Source organism: Coprococcus sp. HCN-4056, assembly GCF_037892645.1.
Taxonomy (GTDB): domain Bacteria; phylum Bacillota; class Clostridia; order Lachnospirales; family Lachnospiraceae; genus Coprococcus; species Coprococcus ammoniilyticus.
The window spans coordinates 184,925-211,603 of sequence record NZ_JBBKBL010000006.1; the positions used below are offsets into that span (position 1 = coordinate 184,925).

Annotated in this window: 20 protein-coding genes and 1 pseudogene; 4 read left to right on the forward strand and 17 right to left on the reverse strand. The window is 43.4% G+C overall.

Annotated features, from left to right (window positions below; all coding sequences use genetic code 11):
• Positions 1-71 precede the first annotated feature (71 nt).
• Entirely contained in the window at positions 72-1,169 is a 1,098-nt protein-coding gene (aguA, locus tag WKT03_RS11005) for an agmatine deiminase (protein ID WP_340392021.1), read from the forward strand.
• A gap of 92 nt (positions 1,170-1,261) precedes the next feature.
• Here the strand turns inward: aguA and WKT03_RS11010 are convergent, their stop codons facing one another.
• From WKT03_RS11010 to WKT03_RS11020, 3 genes are all read right to left on the reverse strand, one after another.
• Positions 1,262-1,699: a DUF3783 domain-containing protein gene (locus tag WKT03_RS11010; protein ID WP_340392024.1), complete on the reverse strand. Its 438-nt coding sequence runs from the start codon at positions 1,697-1,699 to the stop codon at positions 1,262-1,264.
• Positions 1,700-1,766: 67 nt separating this feature from the next.
• Positions 1,767-2,099, reverse strand: coding sequence for a carboxymuconolactone decarboxylase family protein (locus WKT03_RS11015; protein ID WP_021944795.1), 333 nt, complete (start codon positions 2,097-2,099; stop codon positions 1,767-1,769).
• A gap of 16 nt (positions 2,100-2,115) precedes the next feature.
• A complete protein-coding gene (locus WKT03_RS11020; protein ID WP_340392027.1) occupies positions 2,116-2,454 on the reverse strand; it encodes a cupin domain-containing protein in 339 nt (112 codons plus the stop codon).
• Positions 2,455-2,653: 199 nt separating this feature from the next.
• On the opposite strand from WKT03_RS11020, the pseudogene WKT03_RS11025 reads away from it, so the two are divergent.
• Positions 2,654-2,746 (forward strand): annotated as a pseudogene (locus WKT03_RS11025) (winged helix-turn-helix transcriptional regulator); the annotation flags it as partial.
• Positions 2,747-2,761: 15 nt separating this feature from the next.
• Here WKT03_RS11025 and WKT03_RS11030 read toward each other — a convergent pair.
• From WKT03_RS11030 to WKT03_RS11055, 6 genes are all read right to left on the reverse strand, one after another.
• Positions 2,762-3,064: a hypothetical protein gene (locus WKT03_RS11030; protein WP_021944793.1), complete on the reverse strand. Its 303-nt coding sequence runs from the start codon at positions 3,062-3,064 to the stop codon at positions 2,762-2,764.
• A 554-nt stretch (positions 3,065-3,618) separates the two neighbouring features.
• Positions 3,619-5,322, reverse strand: a complete 1,704-nt coding sequence (gene ptsP, locus WKT03_RS11035) for a phosphoenolpyruvate--protein phosphotransferase (protein WP_340392030.1) — start codon at positions 5,320-5,322, stop codon at positions 3,619-3,621.
• Between the two features lie 40 nt (positions 5,323-5,362).
• Positions 5,363-5,626: an HPr family phosphocarrier protein gene (locus WKT03_RS11040; protein ID WP_008400082.1), complete on the reverse strand. Its 264-nt coding sequence runs from the start codon at positions 5,624-5,626 to the stop codon at positions 5,363-5,365.
• Between the two features lie 171 nt (positions 5,627-5,797).
• On the reverse strand, positions 5,798-7,861 hold the full coding sequence (locus WKT03_RS11045) for a PTS fructose transporter subunit IIABC (RefSeq protein ID WP_340392034.1): 2,064 nt from the start codon (positions 7,859-7,861) through the stop codon (positions 5,798-5,800).
• Positions 7,862-7,939: 78 nt separating this feature from the next.
• Entirely contained in the window at positions 7,940-8,842 is a 903-nt protein-coding gene (gene pfkB / locus WKT03_RS11050; protein ID WP_021944790.1) for a 1-phosphofructokinase, read from the reverse strand.
• A complete protein-coding gene (locus WKT03_RS11055; protein WP_008400090.1) occupies positions 8,839-9,591 on the reverse strand; it encodes a DeoR/GlpR family DNA-binding transcription regulator in 753 nt (250 codons plus the stop codon). Before WKT03_RS11055 ends, pfkB begins: the two co-directional genes overlap by 4 nt.
• 402 nt (positions 9,592-9,993) lie before the next feature.
• Between WKT03_RS11055 and WKT03_RS11060 the strand changes: the two genes are divergently transcribed.
• Positions 9,994-10,383, forward strand: a complete 390-nt coding sequence (locus tag WKT03_RS11060; RefSeq protein WP_173788827.1) for a hypothetical protein — start codon at positions 9,994-9,996, stop codon at positions 10,381-10,383.
• 79 nt (positions 10,384-10,462) lie between these two features.
• Entirely contained in the window at positions 10,463-10,912 is a 450-nt protein-coding gene (locus tag WKT03_RS11065; protein WP_021944788.1) for a hypothetical protein, read from the forward strand.
• A 190-nt stretch (positions 10,913-11,102) separates the two neighbouring features.
• On the opposite strand, the gene argJ is transcribed toward WKT03_RS11065, so the two are convergent.
• The 8 genes from argJ to WKT03_RS11105 all read right to left on the reverse strand — a co-directional run bounded on the left by argJ (position 11,103) and on the right by WKT03_RS11105 (position 26,679).
• Positions 11,103-12,347, reverse strand: coding sequence for a bifunctional glutamate N-acetyltransferase/amino-acid acetyltransferase ArgJ (gene argJ / locus WKT03_RS11070; protein WP_340392040.1), 1,245 nt, complete (start codon positions 12,345-12,347; stop codon positions 11,103-11,105).
• Positions 12,348-12,463: 116 nt separating this feature from the next.
• A complete protein-coding gene (gene gltX / locus WKT03_RS11075; RefSeq protein WP_340392043.1) occupies positions 12,464-14,143 on the reverse strand; it encodes a glutamate--tRNA ligase in 1,680 nt (559 codons plus the stop codon).
• Between the two features lie 350 nt (positions 14,144-14,493).
• Positions 14,494-15,468, reverse strand: coding sequence for an aldolase catalytic domain-containing protein (locus WKT03_RS11080; protein ID WP_340392046.1), 975 nt, complete (start codon positions 15,466-15,468; stop codon positions 14,494-14,496).
• A 274-nt stretch (positions 15,469-15,742) separates the two neighbouring features.
• Positions 15,743-18,295, reverse strand: a complete 2,553-nt coding sequence (locus WKT03_RS11085) for a glycoside hydrolase family 3 N-terminal domain-containing protein (RefSeq protein WP_340392047.1) — start codon at positions 18,293-18,295, stop codon at positions 15,743-15,745.
• A 79-nt stretch (positions 18,296-18,374) separates the two neighbouring features.
• A complete protein-coding gene (glpK, locus tag WKT03_RS11090) occupies positions 18,375-19,856 on the reverse strand; it encodes a glycerol kinase GlpK (RefSeq protein WP_021944783.1) in 1,482 nt (493 codons plus the stop codon).
• Between the two features lie 389 nt (positions 19,857-20,245).
• A complete protein-coding gene (locus WKT03_RS11095; RefSeq protein ID WP_340392049.1) occupies positions 20,246-22,597 on the reverse strand; it encodes a hypothetical protein in 2,352 nt (783 codons plus the stop codon).
• 269 nt (positions 22,598-22,866) lie between these two features.
• Positions 22,867-25,569 carry a translation factor GTPase family protein gene (locus WKT03_RS11100; protein WP_340392050.1) on the reverse strand — a complete coding sequence of 901 codons (2,703 nt, stop codon included), beginning with the start codon at positions 25,567-25,569 and terminating at the stop codon, positions 22,867-22,869.
• A gap of 90 nt (positions 25,570-25,659) precedes the next feature.
• Positions 25,660-26,679, reverse strand: a complete 1,020-nt coding sequence (locus WKT03_RS11105; protein ID WP_117785535.1) for a lysylphosphatidylglycerol synthase transmembrane domain-containing protein — start codon at positions 26,677-26,679, stop codon at positions 25,660-25,662.

Below are 26,679 nucleotides of genomic sequence, written 5' to 3' on the forward strand. Positions count from 1 at the left end.
TCCTGCCTGCAAGAGATGATTTTTCAAACACGCTATGGATATTTTATTTACGATACAAGGAGGATACAGGAATGGCGAAACTTATTACAAACTCGACCCCAAAGGCTGACGGTTTCCGTATGCCGGGAGAATTTGAAGAACAAAAGCAGATCTTTATGATCTGGCCGGAACGAACCGACAACTGGAGAGCCGGTGCGAAACCGGCACAAAAAACATTTGCAAATGTAGCTGCTGCGATCTCAGAATTCGAACCTGTTACAATGTGCGTATCTGCCGCACAATATGAACATGCAAAAACCATGCTGCCTGCCGGCGTACGGATCATTGAAATGAGCAGCAACGATGCATGGTGCAGAGATATGGGACCATCTTTTCTGATAAATGATAAAGGTGAAACCCGCGCCTGTGACTGGACCTTCAATGCCTGGGGCGGACTGGTCGACGGATTGTATTTTCCATGGGATAAGGATGATCAGATCGCATCCAAAATCTGCGAACTGGAACAGATTGATTCTTACCGAACCGGTGATTTCGTATTAGAGGGCGGCTCTTTTCATGTCGATGGGGAAGGTACACTGATCACCACCGAGATGTGCCTGCTGTCAAAGGGAAGAAATCCTCATCTCACAAAAGCTCAGATCGAGCAGAAATTAAAAGATTATCTAAATGTCGATACGATCATCTGGATCAAGGACGGCATCGATCCCGACGAGACAAATGGACATATCGATGATGTTGCCTGCTTCGTCCGTCCCGGTGAAGTTGCCTGCATCTATACGGATGATCCGACTGACCCATTCTATAAAGAAGCACAGGCCGCTTACCACACCCTGTCAAATGCTGTAGATGCCAAAGGCAGGAAACTGATCGTCCATAAGCTCTGTACAACCAAAGCTCCGGTTTATCTGAAGGGCATGGACACAGTCGATGCAGTTCCCGGAAGCACTCCAAGAAAAAACGGTGACCTTGCGATCGCCTCTTATCTGAATTTTCTGATCGTAAATGGCGGCATCATCCTGCCACAGTACGGTGACGAAAATGACGCTCTTGCAATCCGTCAGGTGCAGTCCATGTTCCCGGAACGTAAGGTTATCGGTGTCCGTACCGAAGAAATCGCTTATGGAGGCGGCAATATCCACTGTATCACCCAGCAGCAGCCGAAAGCATAAACGACGCATGAAACTTTATCTGCAAACATTAAAATCGTATTATAAAAAATAATCGTACAGGAGAATCAAATTCATCCCTGTACGATCTTTTTTTACTTTCTCATCATTGCAAATCTTTCTCTGCAAAGCTCCTGCATCAGCATCGGAACTGTCCAGTTCTGATTGCTTGGTGTCAGAATGGCTTTATACATAACCTTCACCTCAGCATGACGAAGCTCAAACAACATCTTATCCAGCCGTTTTTCTTTCAGATTGCATACCAGAATTAAGCTGTCTGCACGGCTCTTTGCCTGTGCGTTCACCGCCCCTGTCTCTGAAGAATGTCCTGTCACATTTTCCTGTTCCCGACCAGTTCCATCTATCGTATCTGCGGCGTTTTTATAGGCTCCATTTACAAGCTCGCCCAACTTATAATTCGCTGTCACTATTTCTTCCGGTATCCGGTCTACAGTGATCTTCATCCGGCTCGCAATGTTCTGTATCTTGTGATATTCGATGTCATCTACATGTATTAATACTAACTTTTCCATGCCGTCTCCTGTCTACATTTTATTATGGTACACCGATGTTCATTATACCACAACTGCCACATTTCTCCTACTTATCTTCTTCTGCCCAGACTTCTTTTGCCATACGGAATACTGCCCATGCCTTTGGCCATCCACAGTAAAATGCTGCATGTGTAACGATCTCAGCAATTTCTTCCTGCGTGATTCCATTTGCCTTTGCACTCATCAGGTGATAACGAAAAGATTCGTCTGTAAGTCCCTGTGCCATCAATGCAACTACGGTTACAAGAGATCTGTCTCTGAGGGACAGTTTATCTTCTCTGCTCCATACCTCACCAAATAATACATCATCATTTAATTCTGCAAACTTTGGAGCAAATTCTCCAAGCTGTGTTCTTCCTGCTGTCTGCTTTACTGCCATGATAGATCCACCTTTCCTATGCTAACTTATTATATTCTTCATCTGTAATCGGTTCGCACCATTCATTACTGCAATTCTCCCCCGGTACTTCTACTGCGATATGGGAAAACCAGCTATCCTTCTTTGCACCATGCCAGTGCTTTACCTCTGCCGGAATCGTAATTACAGTTCCCGGTACAAGACTGACTGCCTCTTTTCCTTCTTCCTGATACCAGCCCTCTCCGGCTGTGCAGATCAGAAGCTGTCCACCGCCTTTTGTTGCGTGATGGATATGCCAGTTGTTACGGCATCCCGGTTCAAATGTTACATTTGCAAGAAATACTGCTGTCTTATTGGGATCGGTCAGTGGATTCAAAAAGGAATCTCCGATAAAATACTGTGCATATGCCATATTTATATATGAAAAAGGAGCATACCTTTTTCGTACACTCCTATCATACTCTTTGAACCTTACTCCAAGTCAAGAATTTTTTTGTATGAAGTTTTTATGAAGTAAGTATTCTCAGTAGTGAACTACCCATTGTCTAAAGCCAGTGGGATTGCGGTAGCCTTATTTCAACGAACTTAAACGTGATCTGACCGGTATCAGCCAGAAGGTTCTGACCAACAGTCTTCGCTCAATGGATGAAGATGGGCTGATCACCCGACCGGGTGCTCTTGCTTTATCTTTTCTTTGTTGCCTTGGCTGCTTTCTCCAGCTTTCGCTTCTTTGCCTGCTCAGCCATGAATAATTTTCTGAGATTTTCCAGCTTTGCAGCCTCCTCTTTTGCGGTATTCAGATCATCTGTGACCCTGTCCTGTGCGTCCTGACTGTCAAATCTTACAAACTTCTCAAATACGGTTGGATAAGTGAAAGTCTTTTCTATATTCTCACACTGAAATAAAATACGGATGTGTGTACCATCACATTCAACTACATTTCCCTCACCAAATTTTACATGTTTCACTTTTTCGTTTTCAAACATAACCTATCTTCCTCTCTACCTATTGAAAACATCTCCAACTGCCAATATGTGCCCTGTTTCGTCTTGCCGCTACGGCTAAAAAATAACTTTTTTATTTCAGACTTCTATATTATTAATATTACCAAATATTTTCCATAAAATTCCAGTGCAAATTAATTTTCGTAAGAAATTCGTGAAAACCCCACACTCAAGCTTTCAAATTTTGTAAAAAATGTATTCTTGACATTTACCTGGCTATTCAAATATGCAGAAAACCGTCTTAGAAAATAATGCACTTTTTAAGCCTCGCCTGCGCTAATTGCAGAAACTTTCATATCTGTTTTGTTTGGAACTATCCGATATATTACAAAAGCAACAGTTACTATATATTACACTATTATGTAGCAAGCCTTTTTCAACGCCGGTCCTTAGCGAGTTGCCATAGGCAAGGAGCTTAGTACCGCTGCGTTGAAATAGAGTGCAAACGACTTGCGGAATAATAGGTGTAATTATAGTACTAGTTGCTTTTAATATCTTTCATTCTGTTCCAAACAAAACAGATATGGGCTTTTCGCTTATCTTGCGAAGGCTTTTAACAGTTCAGCCACTTCAGTTTCTGTGGATAAGGACAATGCTTTTGCTGCAAGAGCATCTGCATCTGCCTTTGACCATTTGGCAATTGTGCCTCTGGTTCTTAAAACAGAAGTTGCCGATACACTGAACTCTCCCAGTCCAAAGGAGATCAGAAGTGGGATCAGTAACGGATCAGCAGCTGCTTCACCACACATACCTACCATGATGCCTGCTGCATTTCCTGCTTCGATAACATTCTTCATAGAACGAAGAACAGCAGGATTGTATGCGGAATACAGATATGCAACCTTGGCATTTCCTCTATCAACTGCCATTGTATACTGGGTCAGATCATTTGTACCGATACTGAAGAAATCAGCTTCCTTTGCCAGAAGATCTGCGATCAGGCTGGCTGCAGGAGTCTCGATCATAACGCCGACCTGAATATCCTTGTTATATGCGATTTTCTCTGAATCTAACTCCTTCTTAAGTTCCGCTACCAGTTCTTTTACCCGTCGAATCTCATCCACACAGGTAACAAGCGGAACCATGATCTTAATATCGCCAAATGCACTCGCACGAAGCAATGCACGAAGCTGTACCTTGTAGCTGTCCTCATTTTTCAGACAATATCTGACTGCACGGAAACCAAGGAACGGATTGTCTTCTTTTTCCAATCCGAGATACGGGATATCTTTGTCACCGCCGACATCCAGTGTACGGATAATAACTTCTTTACCCTGCATCGTCTCGGCTGCTGCCTTATATGCTTCAAACTGCTCGTCCTCTGTTGGCAAGCTGTCTGTTCCCATGAACAGGAACTCAGTACGGAATAAGCCTACGCCTTCACCATCAGCAGCTACAACACCCTTGGCATCCTCTGGATTGCCGATATTGCCATATAAAGCTACCTTTGTTCCATCAGCAGTTACTGTATCTTTTCCTCTGTAGATCTGAAGCAGTTCCTTCTCTTTCAGGTAATCTGCACGCTTTGTCTCATATTCTGCGATCTCATCCATCGCAGGTTCTAAGATGCAAACGCCTTCGCATCCGTCTACAACTGCCATCATACCATCGGACACCTGATCTACGATACCATCTACACTAAGTACAGCAGGGATCTCAAGTGCTCTTGCAAGAATAGCTGAATGAGAAGTCTTACCGCCAATCTCGGTGATAATACCTGCTACATTTTCCTTTACGATTCCTGCTGTCATGGATGGTGTCAGATCCTTTGCGACGATCACTGTACCTGCCGGAACATCTCCGATATTAATATCCGGCGTACCGGTAAGGATCTTAAGCATACGGACACGGATATCTCCTACGTCAGTTGCTCTCTGTCTGGTCAGTTCATCATCTACCTGGGAGAACATGGATACGAACATATCACATACGCTGTCAACGGCTGCTTCTGCACATTCGCCATTACCGATCAACTCCTTGACCTGATCCTGCATAAATGGATCACTCATCAAAACGATATGTCCTTCTAGGATCTCTGCATTATGTCCTCCAACCTTTTCTTTCATTGCATCTGCCATTTTCTGAGTCTTTTCAACAAAAACTTCCATAGCATTCTCAAATCTCTGAAGTTCAGCATCTGTATCTGTTACTGTATGCTGCTTATATTCCGGTTTGCCATCACTGATGATGACAACCTTTCCGATGCCATAACCGGCTGAGCCGCCTATTCCTTTTAACATATCTTCTACCCCGCTTTCCAGATGAAAGAATGCTGTCTGACTATTCGCCAAGACCGGATTCAACCAACTCTACTGCCTTTGCGAGAGCTGCCTGCTCGTCTTCACCGTCACACTCAATTGTCATCTCTGTTCCACACTTAATACATGCTGCAATGATCAGCATAACGCTCTTTGCGTTGATTCTCTTACCGGCAATATCGATTGTTACGTTACATTTGAACTTTGTCATTTCCTTTGCAAATACTCCTGCCGGTCTCATGTGTAATCCCTGCTCATTAATAACTTTAACTGTCTGTGATACCATAATTATCTTCTCCTTTTTATATCTCTTTTATCATTTATCCGATTCGGACAAACGCATGATCAACATTGTTACTTTTGATTTAATATTTGAAATATCCCTGTTTTATTTATATCCGGCAGGAACAGATTCTTTCTGTTCCCACCGTTATTAAAAAGGATAGGGTTTTTGTTTTTATTTTTCTGCTACATTTTTCTTGATCAGACCGAGCAGTAAACAGGTTACTACAGAACCGATCACCCATGAAAGAATGTAAAATAATGGATGCCCTACTGTTGCAAATACGAAGATTCCTCCGTGTGGTGCCATCAGTGTACATTTGAATGCTGCTGATAATGCTCCTGCTACACCTGCACCAACCAAGGTACATGGGATAACATGAAGCGGATCTGCTGCTGCAAATGGAATCGCACCCTCTGTGATGAAGGAACAACCCATTACAAAGTTAGAAACGGCTGAGCCTCTTTCTGCCTTTGTGAATTTCTTAGGGAACAGCTTACATGCAAGTGCAATTCCCATTGGTGGGACCATACCGCCGATCATTACAGCTGCCATGGAAATGTAGCATGCCTGAACGGCTGCATCACTCTGGGATGCACCGGCTGATACAAGGTCTGCTGCTGTAGAAAGCATTCCCGAGCCGAATACATAAGCTGCCTTGTTGATAGGACCGCCCATGTCGATCGCCATCATTGCTCCGAGGATCAGACCAAGGAGAGCTAACAGATTCTTATCTGCAAGTGATGTAAGCATATTGGAAAGTCCTGTATTTATAAGGCCGATCAATGGATTAAAGATAAATACCATCAATACGCCTACAAGGAAAATACCAACTAACGGATAGATCAATGTTGGCTTGATACCCTCTAATGACTGAGGGAACTTTGAACACATCTTCTTTAATAAAAGTACGATATAACCTGCAAGGAAACCTGCAAGAATACCACCTAAGAAACCGGATACTGTATTACCGGAGCCTTCGCCTACAAAACCGAATTTTGCAATAAAATTCTGGAATGGGGAAAGACTTGCACCTGCCCATATATATTTTGCGATCGCTGCATTACCGGATGAAGCAAGAAGTCCGCCGGTAAATCCAACTGCAAGACCCGGACGATCTGCGATCGAATATGCGATATAACCCGCAAGTACCGGAACCATCAGTCCCATGGACAGATCTCCGACATATTTAAAGAATGCGGAAAGTGGTGTACAGGTACCGAAGTTTGAACCACCGGTTGAACCATATCCACAGATTGTATCGATCAGGAATGCCAGTGCGATCATGATACCGCCACCGATAACGAATGGAAGCATATGGGATACACCGCTCATCAGATGCTTGTAGATCTGACTTCCAACACCGCCTGCGCTTTCTTCCTCTGCTTTCTTTCCACTCTCATGATGCACCGAAACCTTGCCATCGATTACTTTATTGATAAGCTCTTCCGGTTTGTGGATACCATCTGCTACCTTTGTAAAAAGAACTGGCTTGCCGTCAAATCTTGCAGTCTCCACATTCTTATCGGCTGCTACGATAATACCGTCACATTCTTCAATCTCCTTTGCTGTCAGACGATTCTTAACACCGCCGGAGCCATTTGTTTCAACCTTGATCGTAATGCCCATTTCATTTCCTTTTTTCTCAAGGGCTTCCGCTGCCATAAATGTATGTGCGATACCGGTCGGACATGCTGTAACTGCAAGGACTCTATATCCTGTCTTTTCCGGTGCGTTTTCTTTCTTATCTTCTGTTGCTTCTCCAAGTTCATCCGCGAACTTTTCCATCTCATATTTGCTGCAGATATCTAAGAACTGATCTGCATTCTTGGCTGCAAGAAGTTCTGCTCTGAAGTTCTCATCCATCAGCAACATACTGAGTCTTGATAATACTTCCAGATGTACATCTGCGCCCTTTTCCGGTGCTGCGATCATGAAGAACAGGTTTGCAGGCTGTCCATCTAATGAATCATAATCTACACCGTCCGGTACTGTCATAGCTGCAAGTCCCGGCTGCTTAACTGCTGCATTCTTGGAATGAGGAATCGCGATTCCCTCTCCAACTCCGGTCGAACCGGATTCTTCTCTTGCAAGAATTCCTTTCTTGAATTCTGCCTTATCTGTTATATTGCCCGATTTTGCATGAAGATCGATCAGATAATCGATCGCTGCGTCTTTAGAATCTACTTTTACACCAAGGGCAATTCCTTCTTTTTTTAATAACTCCCTTATTCTCATACTCATTCTCCTTTACTCAAATACCGGTTTATCAGGATCTGGTCAGGTCAGTCGGTTCTTCTCCCTTTTCCCCAACTGTTAAAATTGTCCTAAAAGTTTCTCAACCTGGTCTTTTGTTGCAAGTCCTTCTGAAAATGCAGTTGCACTGCCTGTTGCTGCGCCGTACTTTAATGCTTTCTTGTAATCATGCTCTGCAAAATAGCTTGCGATAAATCCTGCCACCATGGAATCTCCGGCTCCTACAGAATTAACAACTTTTCCTTTTGGAACGCCCATTCTGTATGTCTCTCCGGTCTCTGTGAGCAGCATAGATCCGTCTCCTGCCATGGAGATCGCTACGTTTCTTGCTCCAAGTGCCTGTAATCTCTTTGCATATTCTTCAATCTCCTCATCGGAATGAAGTGTTACGCCAAACATTTCTCCAAGCTCGAAGTTATTCGGCTTGATAAGAAACGGATGATACTTGAGAACATTTAACAGGAGATCCTTCGTAGCATCGACTACGATATCAACCTTCTTGCCTGCAAGTCTTGCCATGATCTTCTCGTACACATCAGATGGTAAAGATGGTGGGATCGCTCCTGCCAGAACCAGACAGTCACCGTCTGTTAAACCATCTAATTTCTTATAAAGTTCTTCCAGTTCTGCATCGCTGATATTAGGGCCTTTTCCATTGATCTCTGTTTCTTCTCCGGCTTTCAGCTTAACATTGATTCTGCTAACGCCATCTGAAACCGTGATGAAATCAGCTTTTACACCAAGGGCAGCGACTCCTTCTTCAATCGCTTTTCCGGTAAAGCCTGCAACAAATCCAAGTGCTACAGAATCTACGCCCAGATTCTTAAGGACTGTCGAAACATTGATTCCCTTTCCACCGTAGAACAGGGCTTCTTCTCTGCTTCTGTTTACCGAACCGATTTCCAGTTTTTCCATTCTGACAACATAATCGATTGCCGGATTGAAAGTTACTGTGTAGATCATTCCTTCATTACCTCCTTTATGACTGTTGCATCTGCATACTTATCATTTACAAGTCGGTCGGTGATAATACACGCCTTCTTGATTCCTGCAAATGTAACCGCTGTAACCTTGTCAAACTTCGTGTGATCGGCAAGGACAACACTCGCATAAGATCGGTTGACCGCTTCCATCTTTACAAGTGCTTCTTCTACATCGACTGTCGTGAAACCGTAATCTGTATGTACACCGTTGGTTCCAAGAAAGCATTTTGAGAAATTGAACATCTTCATATTATTTACAGCATCTGCACCTACCGTAGATTCTGTGACCGGCTTTCCGAGTCCTCCGATCATGTATGCCCGAAGTCCTTTGTTCATCAGCCGTTTGATATGTGCAATTCCATTTGTGACAAATGTCGCTCTGGTTGATTCCAGATACTCGATCATCCATCCGGTACTTGTTCCTGCATCTATGAAAATAAAATCGTCATCATTGATCATATTCACCGCATACCGCGCAATTGCTTTCTTTTCTTCCACACAGAGCTGCTCTTTTACACTGACCGCAATCTCATCTGCAATAAACTGGTGTGCAACTGCTGTAGCTCCTCCGTGTACCTTATTCAGTTTTCCCATTTCATCGAGAGCGATAAGATCCCGCCTTATGGTTGATTCTGATGCTCCTGTGCACTCTGTCATTTCTGCAACTGTGATCGTTCCTTTGTTCTTCAGAGCTTCCAGTATCTTGTTATATCTTTCTTCCGTAAGCATATATATAGGTCTCCTTATTATCAAGTCATTTTATTATTTGCAATTCAATTCATATATATGCATTATAACCGATTTTTCGTTCAAAATCAATCATATTCGTTCAACTTGGATTTATATTAACACACATTTCGTTCAGAATCAATCATTAATTTGCATTTTTTTGAAGTTTTTTGAACAAATATGAAAGAAACGGAATTAAAGAAAGCAGGCAGTCTCGTTATAAGACTCCCTGCTGATTGATATATGACATCAGCCAAAGGGTCATAGCTGCGCCTCTTCCAAAAAGGATCTCATTATAAAGTTCTTTTTTGCGTACAAAATTCTAAAATATAAAATGGGACGTCACCATATCATTCCAATTCTTTCTGGAAACGTACAATCATCGGATGCAGCCTGCTCGGTATGGTTATCGTAACTGCATTGCCAGCACAGGCAGCAGTTCAGGCAGCAACTTTAAATGAGCGCACAGTTTCCGCTGTCAGTACATACACAGGCACCAATGCTGCCCTTGCCACAAGTAAAACCGCAGCTATAAACACTGCCACTTCTACTACAAATACAACCACAAATGATGCCACCCTTACCGCAAGCAAGACCACGGCCAAGAAAGCTGCGCTGGATAAAACATCTTTAAAGCTGAAGAAGGGCAAAACTTACCAGTTAAAAACAAAAAATGTAAAGGGAACGGTAACAGTAGTAGAGGGAAACTACAACTCCTCCATTCACTGGTTCCGAACCATTACGAAATCTTCCCTGCAGCAAACAGGCTTTTCAGTAGATACACGGTATTAAGCACAGTTCAAATGCAAATCATTCATTTCAGGGAGATAAGTTTTTATCTCCCTGTTTGACTATACTTATGGAGAAAATCATGAATAATTCTTATATTAATAAAGATGAGATAAATAATAAAATATATGACTACATTGCCGGCTACATAAATTGTTCAACAGATCAATTAAAAGAAGAAGGCACACATTTCGTAAAGAACAAAAAGGCTGCTAAAAATTATGTTAAAATTCTCAGCATCAGAGATACAAATATCATTTCTCTGTCTGAAGAAAAATATGAACTTGGAAAACAACTGTTATCAGGTAAAACTCGAGACGAATTATATGAAGGTAACAACCTTAAAACATTATGTGATATCGAGGGCTTTGAAAATTCACTGGCTTTTGATGCAGAAGGAAATACAAATACAACCATCGTTTTATGTGCAATAAAAGATAACGAAATAATAGCAATTGCGGGTGCTGCTCCCACCGGTAAACTGATGGAAGTTGGAATTGATGTAAAAAAGAACTGGCTTCCCAAGCAGTAGCCATCCGAAGCGGCTATATGCCACTCTGGACGGATTCATTTGGGACACGCTAATCAGCGCACTATAAGTATAAAAAATAACCTCCCAGCCTTGAAGTGAACCCCTTTTATTAGACAAAAAAGGTCTAATAAAAGGGGGTATTTTTAACTCATCATATCAAGGCTAACCGTCTATCGGTGGCACTTTTTATTTATGAACGATAATCACCGTTGATCTTAACGTAATCATAAGTCAGGTCACAGCCCCACGCCTTGGCGGATGCTTCGCCCTGATTCAGATTGACGTTGATATAGATATCATCCTCAGATAATACCTCAGAGGCTTTTTCCTCAGAAAATGGAATACCGGAACCGTTTCTGCATACCTCTACGATACCCTTCTCAGATTCAAGATCTACATCTACTTTATCGATATCGAAATCCGCTTCTGCATATCCGATCGCACAGAGAATACGTCCCCAGTTTGCGTCTTCACCAAACATCGCACATTTGGTCAGTGGGGAACGGATAATGCTCTTTGCAACGATGATCGCTGTATCCTGATCCGGCGCTCCAGATACTGTACATTCCAGCATCTTGCTTGCGCCCTCTCCATCACTTGCGAGCATCATCGTCATACACTCCATAACGATGTACAGTGCTTTCTTGAAAATTGCATAGTCGTCATTTTCTGTTACGATCTCTTCATTTCCTGCAAGTCCGTTTGCCATGACACTTAAAGTATCATTTGTCGATGTATCACCATCTATAGACAGACAATTATAGGTTACCTTTACGATCTCACTCAGAGCCTTCTGGATCATATCGGCTGAGATTTCAACATCCGTTGTGATAAAGTTCAGCGTGGTTGCCATATTCGGATGGATCATACCGCTTCCCTTTGCCATTCCACCAAGACGACAGGTCTTGCCACCAAGTGTGAATTCTACTGCAACCTGCTTATCAACTGTATCTGTCGTCATGATCGCATTTGCAGCCTTATCATTGCCATCGGCACTTAAACCGCCAGCAAGCTCTTTCATGTGCTCTTCAAATGGTTCGATCGGAATGATCTGACCAATCACACCGGTCGATGCATTGATGATCATATCTGCATCGATTCCCAGTGCATCTGCTGCCAGCTCACAGATCCGCTCTGCCTTTTCCACGCCATCCGCATTACAGGTATTTGCATTCTTTGAATTAACGACAACTGCCATGGCTTTGCCGCCTGTTGCCTTCAGATGCTCCTTAGTTACAAGGATCGGCGCACCTTTTACCTTGTTCTGTGTATATACGGCTGCTGCATTACAGACTGTACTGCTGTAAACCATACCCAGATCATTCTTATTCTTATCGGAATTCAGTCCGCAGTTTATACCATTTGCCACAAATCCCTTTGCTGCACAGACACCACCGTCTACATATGTGTATCCTTCGTATGTTTTCTTCTTCATAATCATCCGTAGCCAAATCCTGTCGACTTCCACGTTTCATTCCGCTGCTGCCGGTCAGTGATTCGCCACTGCCTCCTTTTTAAGATATATAAAACTCTGCCTGTATTTCTATTATCTTACTTGCCGATCGCTGCCAGGAACTTGTCCAGTCTTCCGATCGTACGATCCTTGCCGATCACGTTCATGATCGTAGCAAGATCCGGTGAATTCTTCTTACCGGTTATTGCCACACGAACGATCGTGCAGACATCTGTGATCGATCCCTTATAAGCATCCGGATTCTTCTTATACTCCTTGACATTCGGACAATAGCCAAGTTTGTCGCCCATTACCTTCATCTCGGCAAACCAGTTCTCTGCATCTAAGAACAGATCCTTCTTATATTCATTGATGATCTCTGCCATCTGATCTGCATTATACTTCTCATCGACCTCGTAGGAAAGCTTCAGTTCATTCTCCGGCACATAGAGATAGCCGAACATCTCTGCCAGATCTGACCACTTGCCAACATCCTTACGGACTTTATTTCCGGACATCTTCCAGAGGCTGATCGTCTTTAAGAAGCTCTCTTTATCATTTGTGCCAAATTCATACAGCTTCTTATCAAATTCTTTTGCCCATGCCATGATCTTCTCATAGCACTTTTCTTCTGAAAATGTGGAGATCATCTCTTTGCTGACATCATTTAACTTCACCATGTCAAATAATGCACCGGATGCCGGCATCTTCGCAAGTGACAATGTGAAATCATCGATCGTCTTATCAGGATTTGCTGTATGCCATTCCTCATAATTGGAATTGGCGATCGTCATCAGATATTCCAATACGCTCTCGGATGGATAACCCTGCTCCTGATAGAAGCCAACGGCTGCCTCCGGGTCCTTTCTCTTACTAAGCTTTCTCTTGTGCTGATGTTCATTTCCATCCTCATCAACGGATATTTCCATCTTCATGATTGGTGAAATATGTGCATACTCAGGAAGTTCAAATCCGCACAGTTCAAATAACTGCTTATGAAGCGGATAGGATGCAAGCCATTCGTCACCACGAATGACCATATTTGTTCTCATAAAATGATCATCTACTGCATGTGCAAAATGATAGGTTGGAATTCCGTCAGATTTTAACAGCACAACATCCATCATGTTCTCAGGCATCTCGATCTTACCACGGATCGGGTCACTGTAAACAACTGTCTTGCCTGCCTCGCCCGGGCTCTTAAGTCTGACAACATAAGGCTCTCCGGCTGCCAATTTCTCCTCGATCTGCTCGTATGTCAGATTTCTTCCAACTGCATACTCTCCATAATATCCGATATCTACCTTTGCAGCCTCCTGCTTTGCTCTTATCGCATCCAGTTCTTCCGCAGTTGTAAAATCAGGATATGCATATCCCTCCTGCATCAGCTTCTTAACGCAGATCTGATAGATCTCTTTTCTCTCGCTCTGCTTATATGGTGCATATGTGACAGGGCTTCCTTCAAATGGTCCCTCATCAAATCCAAGATCAAACTTGTTTAAGGAATTGATGATCTCCTCCACGCCATTTTCAAGCTCTCTCTTTCTGTCTGTATCTTCTATTCTAAGATAAAACACACCACCGCTCTGCTTTGCAAGTTTTCTTGATATCATAGCAGCATATAAACCACCGATATGCATATATCCGGTTGGGCTTGGCGCAAATCTCGTTACCTTCGCACCCTCCGGCAAGTCTCTCTTTGGAAATCTTGCTTCGAGATCGTCTACCGTTCCTGTTATATCCGGGAATATTAATTCTGCTAATTTGTTATAATCCATCTTATCTGCCACCTCTTATATCAAATCTATTTTTCGTTTCTTACCGCCTGACAGCACCTAATCGGCTGTCAAAACACATATAGTAAAAAATACCACAAACCCCACATTTTGTACAGGTTTTTTCTGTAACATTGATGTCAGAAAGCCTTTCCGAGCGCCAATAATTAAAAATAAAATGAAAGCTATCATTACTATCATAACGTCTTATGCAATAATATGTAATGTAGCTTTCATTTTGTTCAAAAACTCACGAAAGTGTCTTGTGAAATAATATGTGTCGTATATAAAATGGATGGTCTTTATGTACATTTATTACGAAATAAAGACTACACTGAAACGATTTCTACTTCTTACTCGCGATAAAGTAAGTAGCTGTACATGTCAGCGTATTCGTGTTTGCCCTGTTTGATGAAATCAATGGCATCTCTTGGATGCTGGTTCAGCATACCGGTCAGCATGTAAGGTACATCATAGCCCCATACAGCATCACCCTTTTCCTTTAACGGAACCATGTAACGCTCAATGAACTTCAGGATATGGTACAGATTGTACTTTGGATTACGAAGGAAGCCAAGCAGCAATTCCATCGCGCAATTTCCTGCACCTCGTCCCATAGAGCTTACCGTTCCATCTAACATGCTTGCTCCATGTCTCATTGCTTCAACAGTATTTGCATATGCCATCTTCATGTTGTCATGTGCATGAATACCAATCTTCTTACCGTATTTCTCTCCAACTGCCACATATTTCTGTGTCAGTCTCTGGATCTGCTCCGGGTATAAAGAGCCGTAGCTGTCTACAATGTAGATTCCGTCTACATTTGATTTGCCTAACATCTCAAGAGCGATATCGATCTCTGACTCCTGATCCTTTGAGATTGCCATAATGTTACAGGTCGTCTCATATCCCTTTGCATGTGCATCCTCTATCATCTCGATCGCAGCAGGCATGGTGTTGATGTATGTAGCCACACGTATCATGTCAATAACACTGTCTACTCTGTCAATAATATCTGTCTTGTAATCGCATCTTCCGACATCCGCCATAACAGATATCTTCATCTCTGTATTATTCTCTCCGACTATACTGCGAATGGCTTCTTCGTCACAGAACTTCCACTTTCCGAACTTTTCTACATCGAACATCTCCTTGGAAGCCTTGTAGCCGAATTCCATATAATCAACACCAGCCTTCAAATTTGCTTCATAAAGTGCTTTTACAAATTCATCTGTAAAATAAAAATCGTTGACAAGTCCTCCATCTCGAATTGTAGCATCAAGCACCTGAATATCAGGTCTGTACGTGATCATATCTCCGCCTATCATCGCTGTTTCCTCCTAAATCTTTTTTATCACCTGATGAGCCGATCAAACTCTCAGGGTTATCCAACGCTCTTTCTATTTATTTTCTCACTTTAACGCGTTGGCGTGAGTATAGTATAACAGTTTTTTAAAATAATGCAAGCACTTTTTTACTTCAACGCAATAAACTTTTTTTACTTTAAAGTGAAAATTCGAATTTTTTCAAATAAAAAAGCCATCTCCATACCATACATTTAAATCCATGAATATATGTTGGAAATGGCTTTTTTTCGTTTCTTTATGCCCGCTTCAGGCTTCCAACCCGAAGTTCGAATTCATCCAGTGCTTCCTGCTCCGGATTCTCACATTTCAGATAAACCAGATTGATCAGTCTGGTGTGAGGCTCATATTCGTATTTATTGTCAATATCCGCCGGATCAAGTCCCAGTCTGAGCCACAGATGATTCATATGCGCTTTCGTCACAGAATTCTCATACAGCACCTTGATCGGTGTCTCGATACTGTAGCTGTACTCCGTCTTTGCATCCAGATAGACAGGCATGCTGCACACGATATTTCGTGAGCTGTTTCCGATCAGGATATTATAGATACCTTCTTCCGCTACCCACTGATGCAGGTCACTGTCAAATGAAGCAAAGTCGTCTTTTTTCAGAGTAAAGCTGACCTTCTCCTGTTCGCCATATGCCAGCCGGATCTTCTTAAACGCTTTCAATTCCTTTACAGGCTTTGAGATGGATGCATACGGATCACTGATATAGAGCTGAACAACTTCCATACCTTCAGAGAATTCTTCCGGTCCCTGATTGATCACATCCACAGCGATCTTGATCGAATCCGTAAATACCGGCATTTTCTTATTATCTACTTTGCCATCCGGATAAATGATCTCTACCGGAGACTGCTCTCCGATTGCACGCTCATTGCTGATCTCAAAATGACTGTAGGATAATCCATGTCCAAATGGATACAACGGCTCTACCATCTTCTTATCATAATATCTGTATCCGACGTAGATGCCTTCTCCATAATTGACCTGATAGCCGTCACCCGGGAAATTCAGATACGTCGGTGTATCCTGATATTTCTTTGGGAATGTCAGCGGCAGCTTTCCGGATGGATTCACTCTGCCGATTAAGATATCTGCCATTGCATGTCCACCTTCCATACCCGGTAAGAACATACAGAAGATGCCATCTAACTCATGCTCCCAAAGTGCCAGGTTGACCGGCCCGCTTACATTTAAGATAAGTCCCAGCTTCACAAGTGGATTTTCCCGTTTCAGATCTAACATCTGATTCAAAATCTGTGCATCCTCGGCGGACAGCTTCATATTCTTCCGGTCATTTCCTTCCATGCCCGGTATTCTGGCAACGCAGATATAGGTGGAAATGCCTGCACGCTTCCCTGCTGCCGGTATTCCGATACTCACCTCGACACCATTCTGGATCAGTCCCTCGTAGATGCTGCTGTCCTTATCTGTCGTAATACCTGCACTTCCGGTACCACAGTCATATAAACGGATAGCTCCGCTTCCGCACAGAACAACCCCGGACATTACCTCCTCGTCTGATACAGCTTCAAATACAGAATCATTGCCCGCCTTTCCTTTCGACCGGATCGGGAAGATTCCATTTTCATTTTTCAATAATACAATTCCCTCACAGGCTGCCTTATATGCTGCCTGCTTCGACATATCCATAATATACTGTGCTGACATATCATAGCATTCCGGTGAACCATAGGTGTCCATCAGCTCCAGCACTCTCGCCACATTCCGGTCAAGCTCCTCTTCCGTCAGCTCCCCGGCTTCTACTGCCTGAACAACCTTCTCCGGATCTGCTGTGATTCCCGGCATATTCAGATCATTGCCTGCCTTTAACGCTGCGATCGGATCATATACTGCCCCCCAGTCTGATACGACCATACCTTCAAAGCCCCAGTATTTACGCAGAATACCGTCTAACAGCCATTCATTTGCAGTGCAGGCTGTTCCATTGATCTTATTATAGGCTGCCATAACTGTCGCAGGCTGTGCCTGCTCTACACAGGCACGGAAACCAGGAAAATAAATCTCCTGCAATGCCCGTTCTGATATCGTTTCATTTATTCCCTGACGGTTCTTCTCCTGATTATTGGCAGCAAAATGCTTGATATTTGCTGCAACGCCTTCCGCCTGCACACCCTTTACATATTCCGGAGCAAGCTTCGCTACCAGACACGGATCCTCAGAGAATCCCTCAAACAGTCTTCCGCCCAGTGGATCTCTGTGGATATTGATATTCGGAGTTCCAAGAAGCATGCTCACACCATATGCTCTCGCTTCTCTTCCAAGTGCATGTCCTGTCTGATTGACAACATCGGGGTTAAAGGTTGCTCCCAGCATCATGCCACACGGAAAACATGCCGGAGACATAATATCAGCCGCCGCATCGCCTGCCATTTCAACAAATGCAAGCGTCGTATCATTATTGGTTGTATTCTTTATAAATTGTTCCTTCAGATATTCCCGGACTTTTTTCCAAACCTTTGTCTCTTTTTCTGTCAGCTTGTCCGGACGGAAATAGTCAAATATAACATTTCTTTCTTCTGTTGCACTAAAATCCTTCATCAGCCATGCTTCTTCCTCATCGCGCGGATTTGTACGCCAGGAAAGGATCAGATCTGCGATCAACTGTTCATAATTGATCCCGGTTCCTCCATCCAGCATACGGATCGCAGGCACCCCATATCTGGAAGCATCCGCTGTGCAGAAATTACTTGCACCGCATACCATGTCAGCCTTTTCTTCTATTGTCATTTGTTCCAGTATTGTCTTGATCTTATCTGTCATATTTTTATCTCCTGCTATTTGTAACTATTTTCTGTTCATCTGAAAACAGCTCACAAATTTTATCTACTAAATTCTGATTTTATAAAAGCACCCGCTTTACTGCGTTTTCCCAGCCGGAAAGCAGCATTCTCCGCATCTCTTCATCGATCTGCGGCTCAAATATCCGCTCCACCTGCCAGTTCTGCTTTATCTCTTCTATACTGTCATAATATCCAACAGCCAGTCCTGCCAGATATGCCGCACCAAGTGCTGTCGTTTCTGTTACGACCGGGCGCACAATTTCCCCTGCTAACAGGTCAGCCTGGAACTGCATCAGGAAATTATTTGCACTCGCACCGCCATCTACACGCAGCCGTTTCAGCTCCATGCCGGAATCATTCTCCATTGCCTTTAACACATCGTAGGTTTCATATGCCAGTGATTCCACGGTTGCCCGGACAATATGTTCCCTTGTGGTGCCTCTGGTCAGTCCCAGGATCGCACCTCTGGCATATGCATCCCAATATGGTGCGCCAAGTCCTGTAAATGCCGGAACCACATAGACACCATTGCTGTCCTTAACGGATAATGCTATTCTCTCTGTATCACCGGCTTTCTCGATCAGCTTCATTTCATCGCGCAGCCATTTGATCGCCGCTCCTGCGACAAATACGCTGCCTTCCAGTGCATACTGTACCTTGCCGTTCAGTCCGATCGCTATCGTAGTAAGCAGTCCATGTTCGGAATAAACAGCCCTGTCTCCCGTATTCATCAACAGGAAACAGCCGGTACCATATGTGTTCTTCGTATCTCCCGGTTCAAAACAGCACTGTCCAAATAAAGCTGCCTGCTGATCTCCGGCAACACCTGCAACCGGTATCGAACCGCCGAATAACCGTTCATCCGTGTATCCATAGATCTCACTGGAATTATGCACCTCCGGCAGCATACTTTCCGGTATCCGGAATTTCTCCAGCAATTCCTTATCCCACTCTAATGTGTGAATATTAAACAGCATCGTTCTGGATGCATTTGTATAATCCGTTGCATGAACCCTGCCGCCGGTAAGCTTATAGATCAGCCAGGTGTCCACTGTACCGAAATACAGCTTGCCCTGCTCTGCCATCTCTCTTGCTCCGTCAACATGATCGAGGATCCACTCGATCTTCGTAGCGGAAAAATACGGATCTGCGATCAGTCCGGTCTTTTCCCGGATCACAGTATCATACCCTTCTGCCTTTAATGCATCGATCCGGTCAGCGGTTCTTCTGCACTGCCATACAATAGCCGGATAAATCGGTTCTCCTGTTTCTTTATTCCAGACAATCGTTGTCTCTCTCTGATTCGTAATTCCGATCGCTGCAATCTCTTCTACTGGAATACCAAGTGTCTCTCTTGCTTCCATCATTACGCTCATCTGAGATGCCCATATTTCCTTCGGATCCTGCTCTACCCAGCCATTTTCCGGAAAATACTGTGTAAATTCCTTCTGTGATACAGCAGCCATCTCTCCATTTTTTCCAAATAAAATTGCTCTTGAACTGGTCGTACCCTGATCCAGCGCCATTATGTATTTCTGCATTGTATATCCTCTTTATAAATAACAATTTCTCAAGCTGTTCTAACTTCTGCCTGTCTTATGCTGCGTTTTCCCTCGTTACCATAACAAATGAACAAAATACGGAGGCAGGTTTTGGTACAAGACTTCCCTGCCCCCGTATTTTATTGTGTTAACTGTTATATTATAATAAACAATTTCATATTGTGACTATATTTTGTGTGTTATACATTTAGCTTTTTTTATTCCAACATCTGGCTTGCTGGATCTGTTGGAAGCATATTACTTGAAGTTGTAATAATATCCTCTGCCTCAAATTCTACGATCTCCATAACCGGTGATTCATACTGCTTTTTCATGTTTTAAAACCCTCCTTATATTTCCTATATCTTTATATTAATATCTTATCTTCCTTAGTTTGCAAGCCAGTAGTTTAATGCGGAATTACCGTATTCCATGATATCCTGCAGTAATGCAACCAGCTTTGTGTTGCTGTTGTTTCTCATATTATAGGCATAAGCAGATATACCATAGGTCATACGTGCTGACGCTTCACCATTTACCTGAACTGTAAATGTATAAGTTTCATCCATCTTTGTCGGAAGGATCTCATATGTAACACCATAATATTTGTTTGTGCCATATGGCTTTAGATCCTGACCTGCTATAACATCTGAAACTCCTGTTCCGTTGACATTGATCGTAATATCAGCAATATTCCCTTCATATTCAGATGTATCAATGATCACCGCAATACCAACACGGTTCTCAAGCACCAATGTTCGTCCACTGATCTTTACATTACCGGAATTTGTAACTGAGCTTCCGGAATTTGTAAATCCTGTTAATGAATGTTTTGCACTCGCATAGGTCTGATAATCATCAAAATCTGCATTTGCCAAATCTGAAGTGTTATATCCAAAATAGGTCTGAGCGGATGCACCATAGTTTACCAGATCAACCAACAGTGTCTTTAATACTTTACTTGTGCCATCCATTGCAATCAGCCGTTTTGCATAATCAGCAACACTGGTTGTATAAGCCTTGCTGTAGCAATTTGTCATTCCACCATCACTGGTACCTTCAAGCGTTGCTGTTATATCTTTCGTCATTTCCTTTGCTGCAATTCCTGTAAACTCTCCATACAGATATGTCTTGCCATTTACAGTCTTTGTAAGTTCTTTTGACAAGCCCGATGCTCCCTGTACTGTTCCGGATGCATCCCGGTACACAATTGTCGCATTCTGATAACGTTCCAGAACAGCCGGATCTACCAGATATACCAGAGAAATATCACTATCCAGTGTGATCGATACCTGTTTTATATTCAATAGTGAATCCACATAACCTTCTGTCAATGGATACAGCTCCAGATCCTCAGAACCAACAACTGAATTCTTATCATATATTCTTCCCTTGCTGTCTACCCATGCAATATAGGAAGGATCTGCTGCCTCCGGATATACGAGTTTTGCGCCCTCCTCCATGAAGTTTGAACCGCCGCTGATCACATTATTGTCTGTATCATAAAATGTTACTTTTCTTGTAACCTTGGTTTCTGAACTGAACGTCAGTGAACCATTGTCTGTTTCTACAAAAGATTTCCATTCAGATGTATGGTATTCTTCCTTCTCAGCATCTGTCAAAGAAGCTGCATATCCATTCAATTTGTAAGAAGCATTACCGGCTGTGATCTCTGATGGCTCCATGAATACGCAATCGGTAACATTGCCTGCTACACCTATCAGATTCATCGGTTCCATAGCAGTATTTGCAATACAGTCTGCAACTTTATTACCGTTACCATTTCCTCTGAAAATACCTGTTGTAGTACCTGTTGAACCATCCGTTAATGAAAACTTACCATTTGCAAAACAGTTAACTATCGTTCCTGAATTCGATGCCTCTCCTGCAAAAGCACTACACATATTATAACCAGCGGCTGTCATAGTTCCTGAATAAATACAGTTTGCTATCAAACCACTATTAACTCCAACAAATCCGCCTGTAAGCGAAATAGCACCAGTTCCTTTGATTGTGCCCTTAAATATACTATTTATAATTTGAGAATTACTTAATACATAAACATATCCACCAGCAGGTGGGGCCTGATTTTCCAACTGAAGCTGCACCGCAACAACACAATCACTAACTGTGCTTTCAATAAGCATACATCCAAGGCCTCCAACCATTGCTGTATTGCCATTAAACGTACAGCTATTATCAATCGTACAACCACTGATCGTAGTAGCAATTGATCTGCCACATAAGATACCACTGCCCGATCCTGCAGAGCCGGAAATTTCTACATTACTCATCTTCAAATTCTTGATCGTGGCTCCCTGCGTCTGTCCAAATAAACCAAACGGAACACTATCATTCTCAGCATTATATTCTGCAGCCGTTATACTTGCCGTAAGTCCTGACACTGTATGTCCATCCCCATCAAATACTCCCGTATATGGATTAGCTGCACTACCGATCGGTGTCCATGTGGTTCCTGAAGGTATCGTAATATCCGCTGTCAACTTTACACTTGCATATGACTCTGCCGTACCTGCATTTACCGCTTTTGCAAAAGCTGCAAACTGTTCATATGTACTGATCTCCACTGCCGTACTCTCAGTCGCTGCATCTACAACAAATGCCCCAGCCTGTCCCCCTGCATACGGAAGTCCTGCCGGATTCATTGAGAAAACAGTAGCTGCTGCCGCAACGCAGGCAACGGTTCTCTTCATCTGTCTTACAAATAATTTATTTCCCATACTTCCTCCTCCATATCTCATCTGAATTCGTACGCTCATACTATTCACTTTAGCAGATTTTGTTATTAACTTCAAGGAATATATGGTTTTCTTTGGTTATTTTTTCCAAATTTATTTAAACATTCCAAATATTTTTATCTATATAATATAATTTTGTGAAAAGGATACTCACTTTTTCATTCTATTTTTAACAAATTTCATACATATAGCTGCTTTGGAATCGATTCCCTCTAATATCTTTTCAGGATCATACCAGAAACATGTCCGTTTTATTTGAGATAATCATTTCTCAAAATCTGGTTCACACGTTCTACTTCTTCCCGAAGCCCACGGGAGGACATCCGAAGTGCGCCCTGCCCCATGATGATCAACTGTTCCAGTCCATCTGAGGAGGCAACCGTCACCTTATATTTTCTGCCAAGCTCATGTGTCGTCTTTTCTATATACATATCAGCAGTCTCTGCTTCCTTCGTATAGACCACATGGATATTTCCATGCTTTGTGATGCTGCCCGGATTCTGTTTCACCTTATACGCATCAAATACGAGGATCAGCTCGCAGCCGACATAGCCCTGATAATTCGACATAACATCGATCAGCTTATCTCTGGCACTGTCGATGTTCACCGCCGCCAGTGCTTTCAGGTCATCCCATGCAAATATCACATTATACCCATCAACTAACAGATATTCTTTCTCGCCCTTTTGCTTCCTGTATGCTCCGGGTCTGGCAATTCCGGTATCCGCCGTCTTTGAGCCGACAGACGGTGTCTGCGCACCGGCAGTTTTGCTTTTACCATGTTCTGCCGCCTTTTTCACATACCAGTCCGCTTCCGATACACTCTTATTACGCCGATTGAAACCTGCTTTATTATAAGCTGCATTTTCCCGGCTGTTTGAACCATAGGTACGGACAAATATATCCTCTAACTCTTTCTCATCATACACCGGAGCACCTGCGTCCTGCCGCTCACGCGCCATCCGTTTTCGGTTATCCTCGTCTGCCTCAGTAGGCTCTGACGTTATATTCCGCAGGACATCTTCCATTCCTGCAAGTGCAAATCCCGGATCTTCTTTTACATGCATCATATCATACACATCGTACCAGTCCACGATATATCCGGCTCCATGTGCACAGAATACTGATGATGCCGGATTTGCCATATCAAGCTCTGGATCATAGGTACTTGCCGCCAGCACTTCATCTTCATTGTGGCATGGCTCATATCCCTGCAAGGTACAGGATAACTTACCCTGTCCTCTGGTATATGCCGTTACATCCTGCTGGTACTCCTGCATCGTAGCAACCGGTGCAGTTCCTGTCAGGATACTCATTTCACCCTCGATCTCCGGCTGTGCAAATCGTCCATGCATCCGCGTGATATCATTCATCGCCCGCCCGGTCATCTCTGTAGGTATCTCCAGCCGGAATGCATACACGGGTTCTAACAGCCTGCATTCTCCCATCATAAGCCCCTGCCTTACTGCACGATATGTCGCCTGACGGAAATCACCGCCCTCTGTGTGCTTCTGATGTGCCCGTCCCGCAGTCACCGTGATCTTCATATCCGTGATCGGTGCGCCTGTCAGCACGCCCCGGTATTCCTTTTCTTCCAGATGTGTCAGGATCAGCCGCTGCCAGTTCTTATCAAGTACATCCTCGCTGCATATCGTATCAAACTGCATGCCACTTCCCGGCTCCAACGGTTCCATCAGCAAATGCACTTCGGCATAGTGACGAAGCGGCTCAAAATGTCCGACTCCCATTACCGGTTCTGCAAGTGTCTCTTTATATATGATCCTTCCCATACCAAATGATATGAGATAGCCAAATCTGTCTTTTATAATCTGTGTCAGCACCTGAAGCTGCACCTGTCCCATAACCTTCACAAAGATCTCTCCGGTCTCCTGTGCAAACTCAACATGTAACTCCGGTTCTTCTTCCTCTAACTGCCTGATATCCCGGAGCACGACAACTGCATCCTTGTCCTCCGGATAGCTGACTTTATAGGATAACACAGGTTCCAGTCCGGCAAATACATTTTCCTGTTCACATCCAACGCCCTGACCTGCGGATGTCTCACCAAGCCCGGTGACCGCACATATCGTTCCGGCAGAAGCCTCCTCTACCGTCTCGTAACGCGCACCGGAATAAATCCGTATCTGATTGACTTTTCCTTCGGTTCCCTCGATCTGCTCTCTGCACTTTAAACTTCCTCCGGTCACCTTCATATAGGTAAGGCGTTCCCCTTTTGCATCTCTCGATATCTTGAAGATCCGTCCGCCAAATTCTGCATTATATGCAGGCATCACCATATAGGTATTCATCGCATCCAATAATTCCTGCACACCGGAGAGTTTGAGTGCCGATCCCCAGAAACAAGGAAATATCTTTCTGTCAAGAATTGCTTCGATGATATCCTCTGTCTCAACCATACCACTATCCAGATAGGTATCTAACAGTCTCTCGTCTGCCATCGCAATCTGTTCATCTCTGTCCCCAGATGAGAAATCAACGCAATCCCCATCCAGCTTTTTTCGTATATTTTGGAAAACAGCATCTTTATCTGTCCCTTCCATGTCCATCTTATTTACAAATATAAATGTCGGGATCTCGTACCGCTTCAACAGCTTCCATAACGTATCGGTATGACTCTGTACCCCGTCCATGCCATTAATGACAAGAATCGCATAGTCAAGCACCTGTAAGGTTCGTTCCATTTCCGCCGAGAAATCAACATGCCCCGGCGTATCAAGCAGTGTGATCTCCATGCCATCATATGTAAATACCGCCTGCTTAGAAAATATCGTGATCCCACGCTCCCGCTCCTGTGCATCCGTATCCAGATAAGCATCCTTATGATCCACCCGTCCAAGCTTACGGATCTTGCCTGCCGTATATAACATGGCTTCCGATAATGTAGTTTTTCCCGAATCAACATGGGCAAGAATACCCACCACCAACTTTTTCATATCTGTATTTATCCTGTTTCTGTCCATCATATATCATATCGAGCATATAGCTGACGGATATTTTTCCATCCGTCCCACATTTCATACGGGTCAGACTTCCTTCTTCTTATTCTTTCTCTGTTTTATAACTGCAAACTTCGCTGCATAGGCCGCGCCCAGCGCACATGGAAATACAAATGTTGCAAAACGGTATAGCAGTGCCATAGCTCCTGCTTTCGCACTTCCCACGATCGCACCAAACATTGCGATCATTACAAACTCACTGGAACCGATTCCTGCAGGCGTAGGAATAACTGCCGCCAGCATGACTGATACCGTCGTGATCGCCAGTGCCACATCCGGCGAAAATGCACCGCTCTTGTACAGTACGATATACGGAATCATAAACCAGCAGGAAAATTTACAAATGTTGATCAGCAGAACGCCAAGCAGCAGCTTCCAATGGCGCAGCAATTTCTTTGATTCCGTTTCCATGATATCACACTGTTCTTTGATTTTATCAAACTTTTCTGTAAATCGTCCTTTGTAATTCACCAGATCCATCAGCTTCTTTAAGATCTGATGGAACCATCCGGCACATACAAACAACAGTAAACATATCGTAATAATAACCGTAGCCACAAATCCAATTCCAATATATGCTTCATATTCCGCAAAGGTTTCATTCATATAATGGAAATGCAGCAGATACAGGATCACCGCCATGATTCCGATGCTTAATTTGTGCACTGCATATTCAATCATATACATACCAAATGCTTCTGATGTCTTCACTCCATACTCATTCAGGTAAACCAGAGCCGACACACCCGCTCCGCTTCCAAGCGTCGCCGTTCTGTAAAATGACACAAAATATGTCATTCCAAACGCCTGTCTGAATGTAAACGTCGGATTATACTGTCTGGCAAATAACATCGTGATCGTACTCTCAAACACACCATACAGCAATGTCGCCACAAGGATCAGCACGACGATCCAAGGGCTTGTCTTCACAAGCTGCTTTGCGATCGGTCCTGCCATATCCCGGAACACATAGACGATCAAGCCGAGAAGCACCAGCACAAATGCCCACTTTATAATACTTTTCTGTGTTTCTGTTAATTTCTTCAT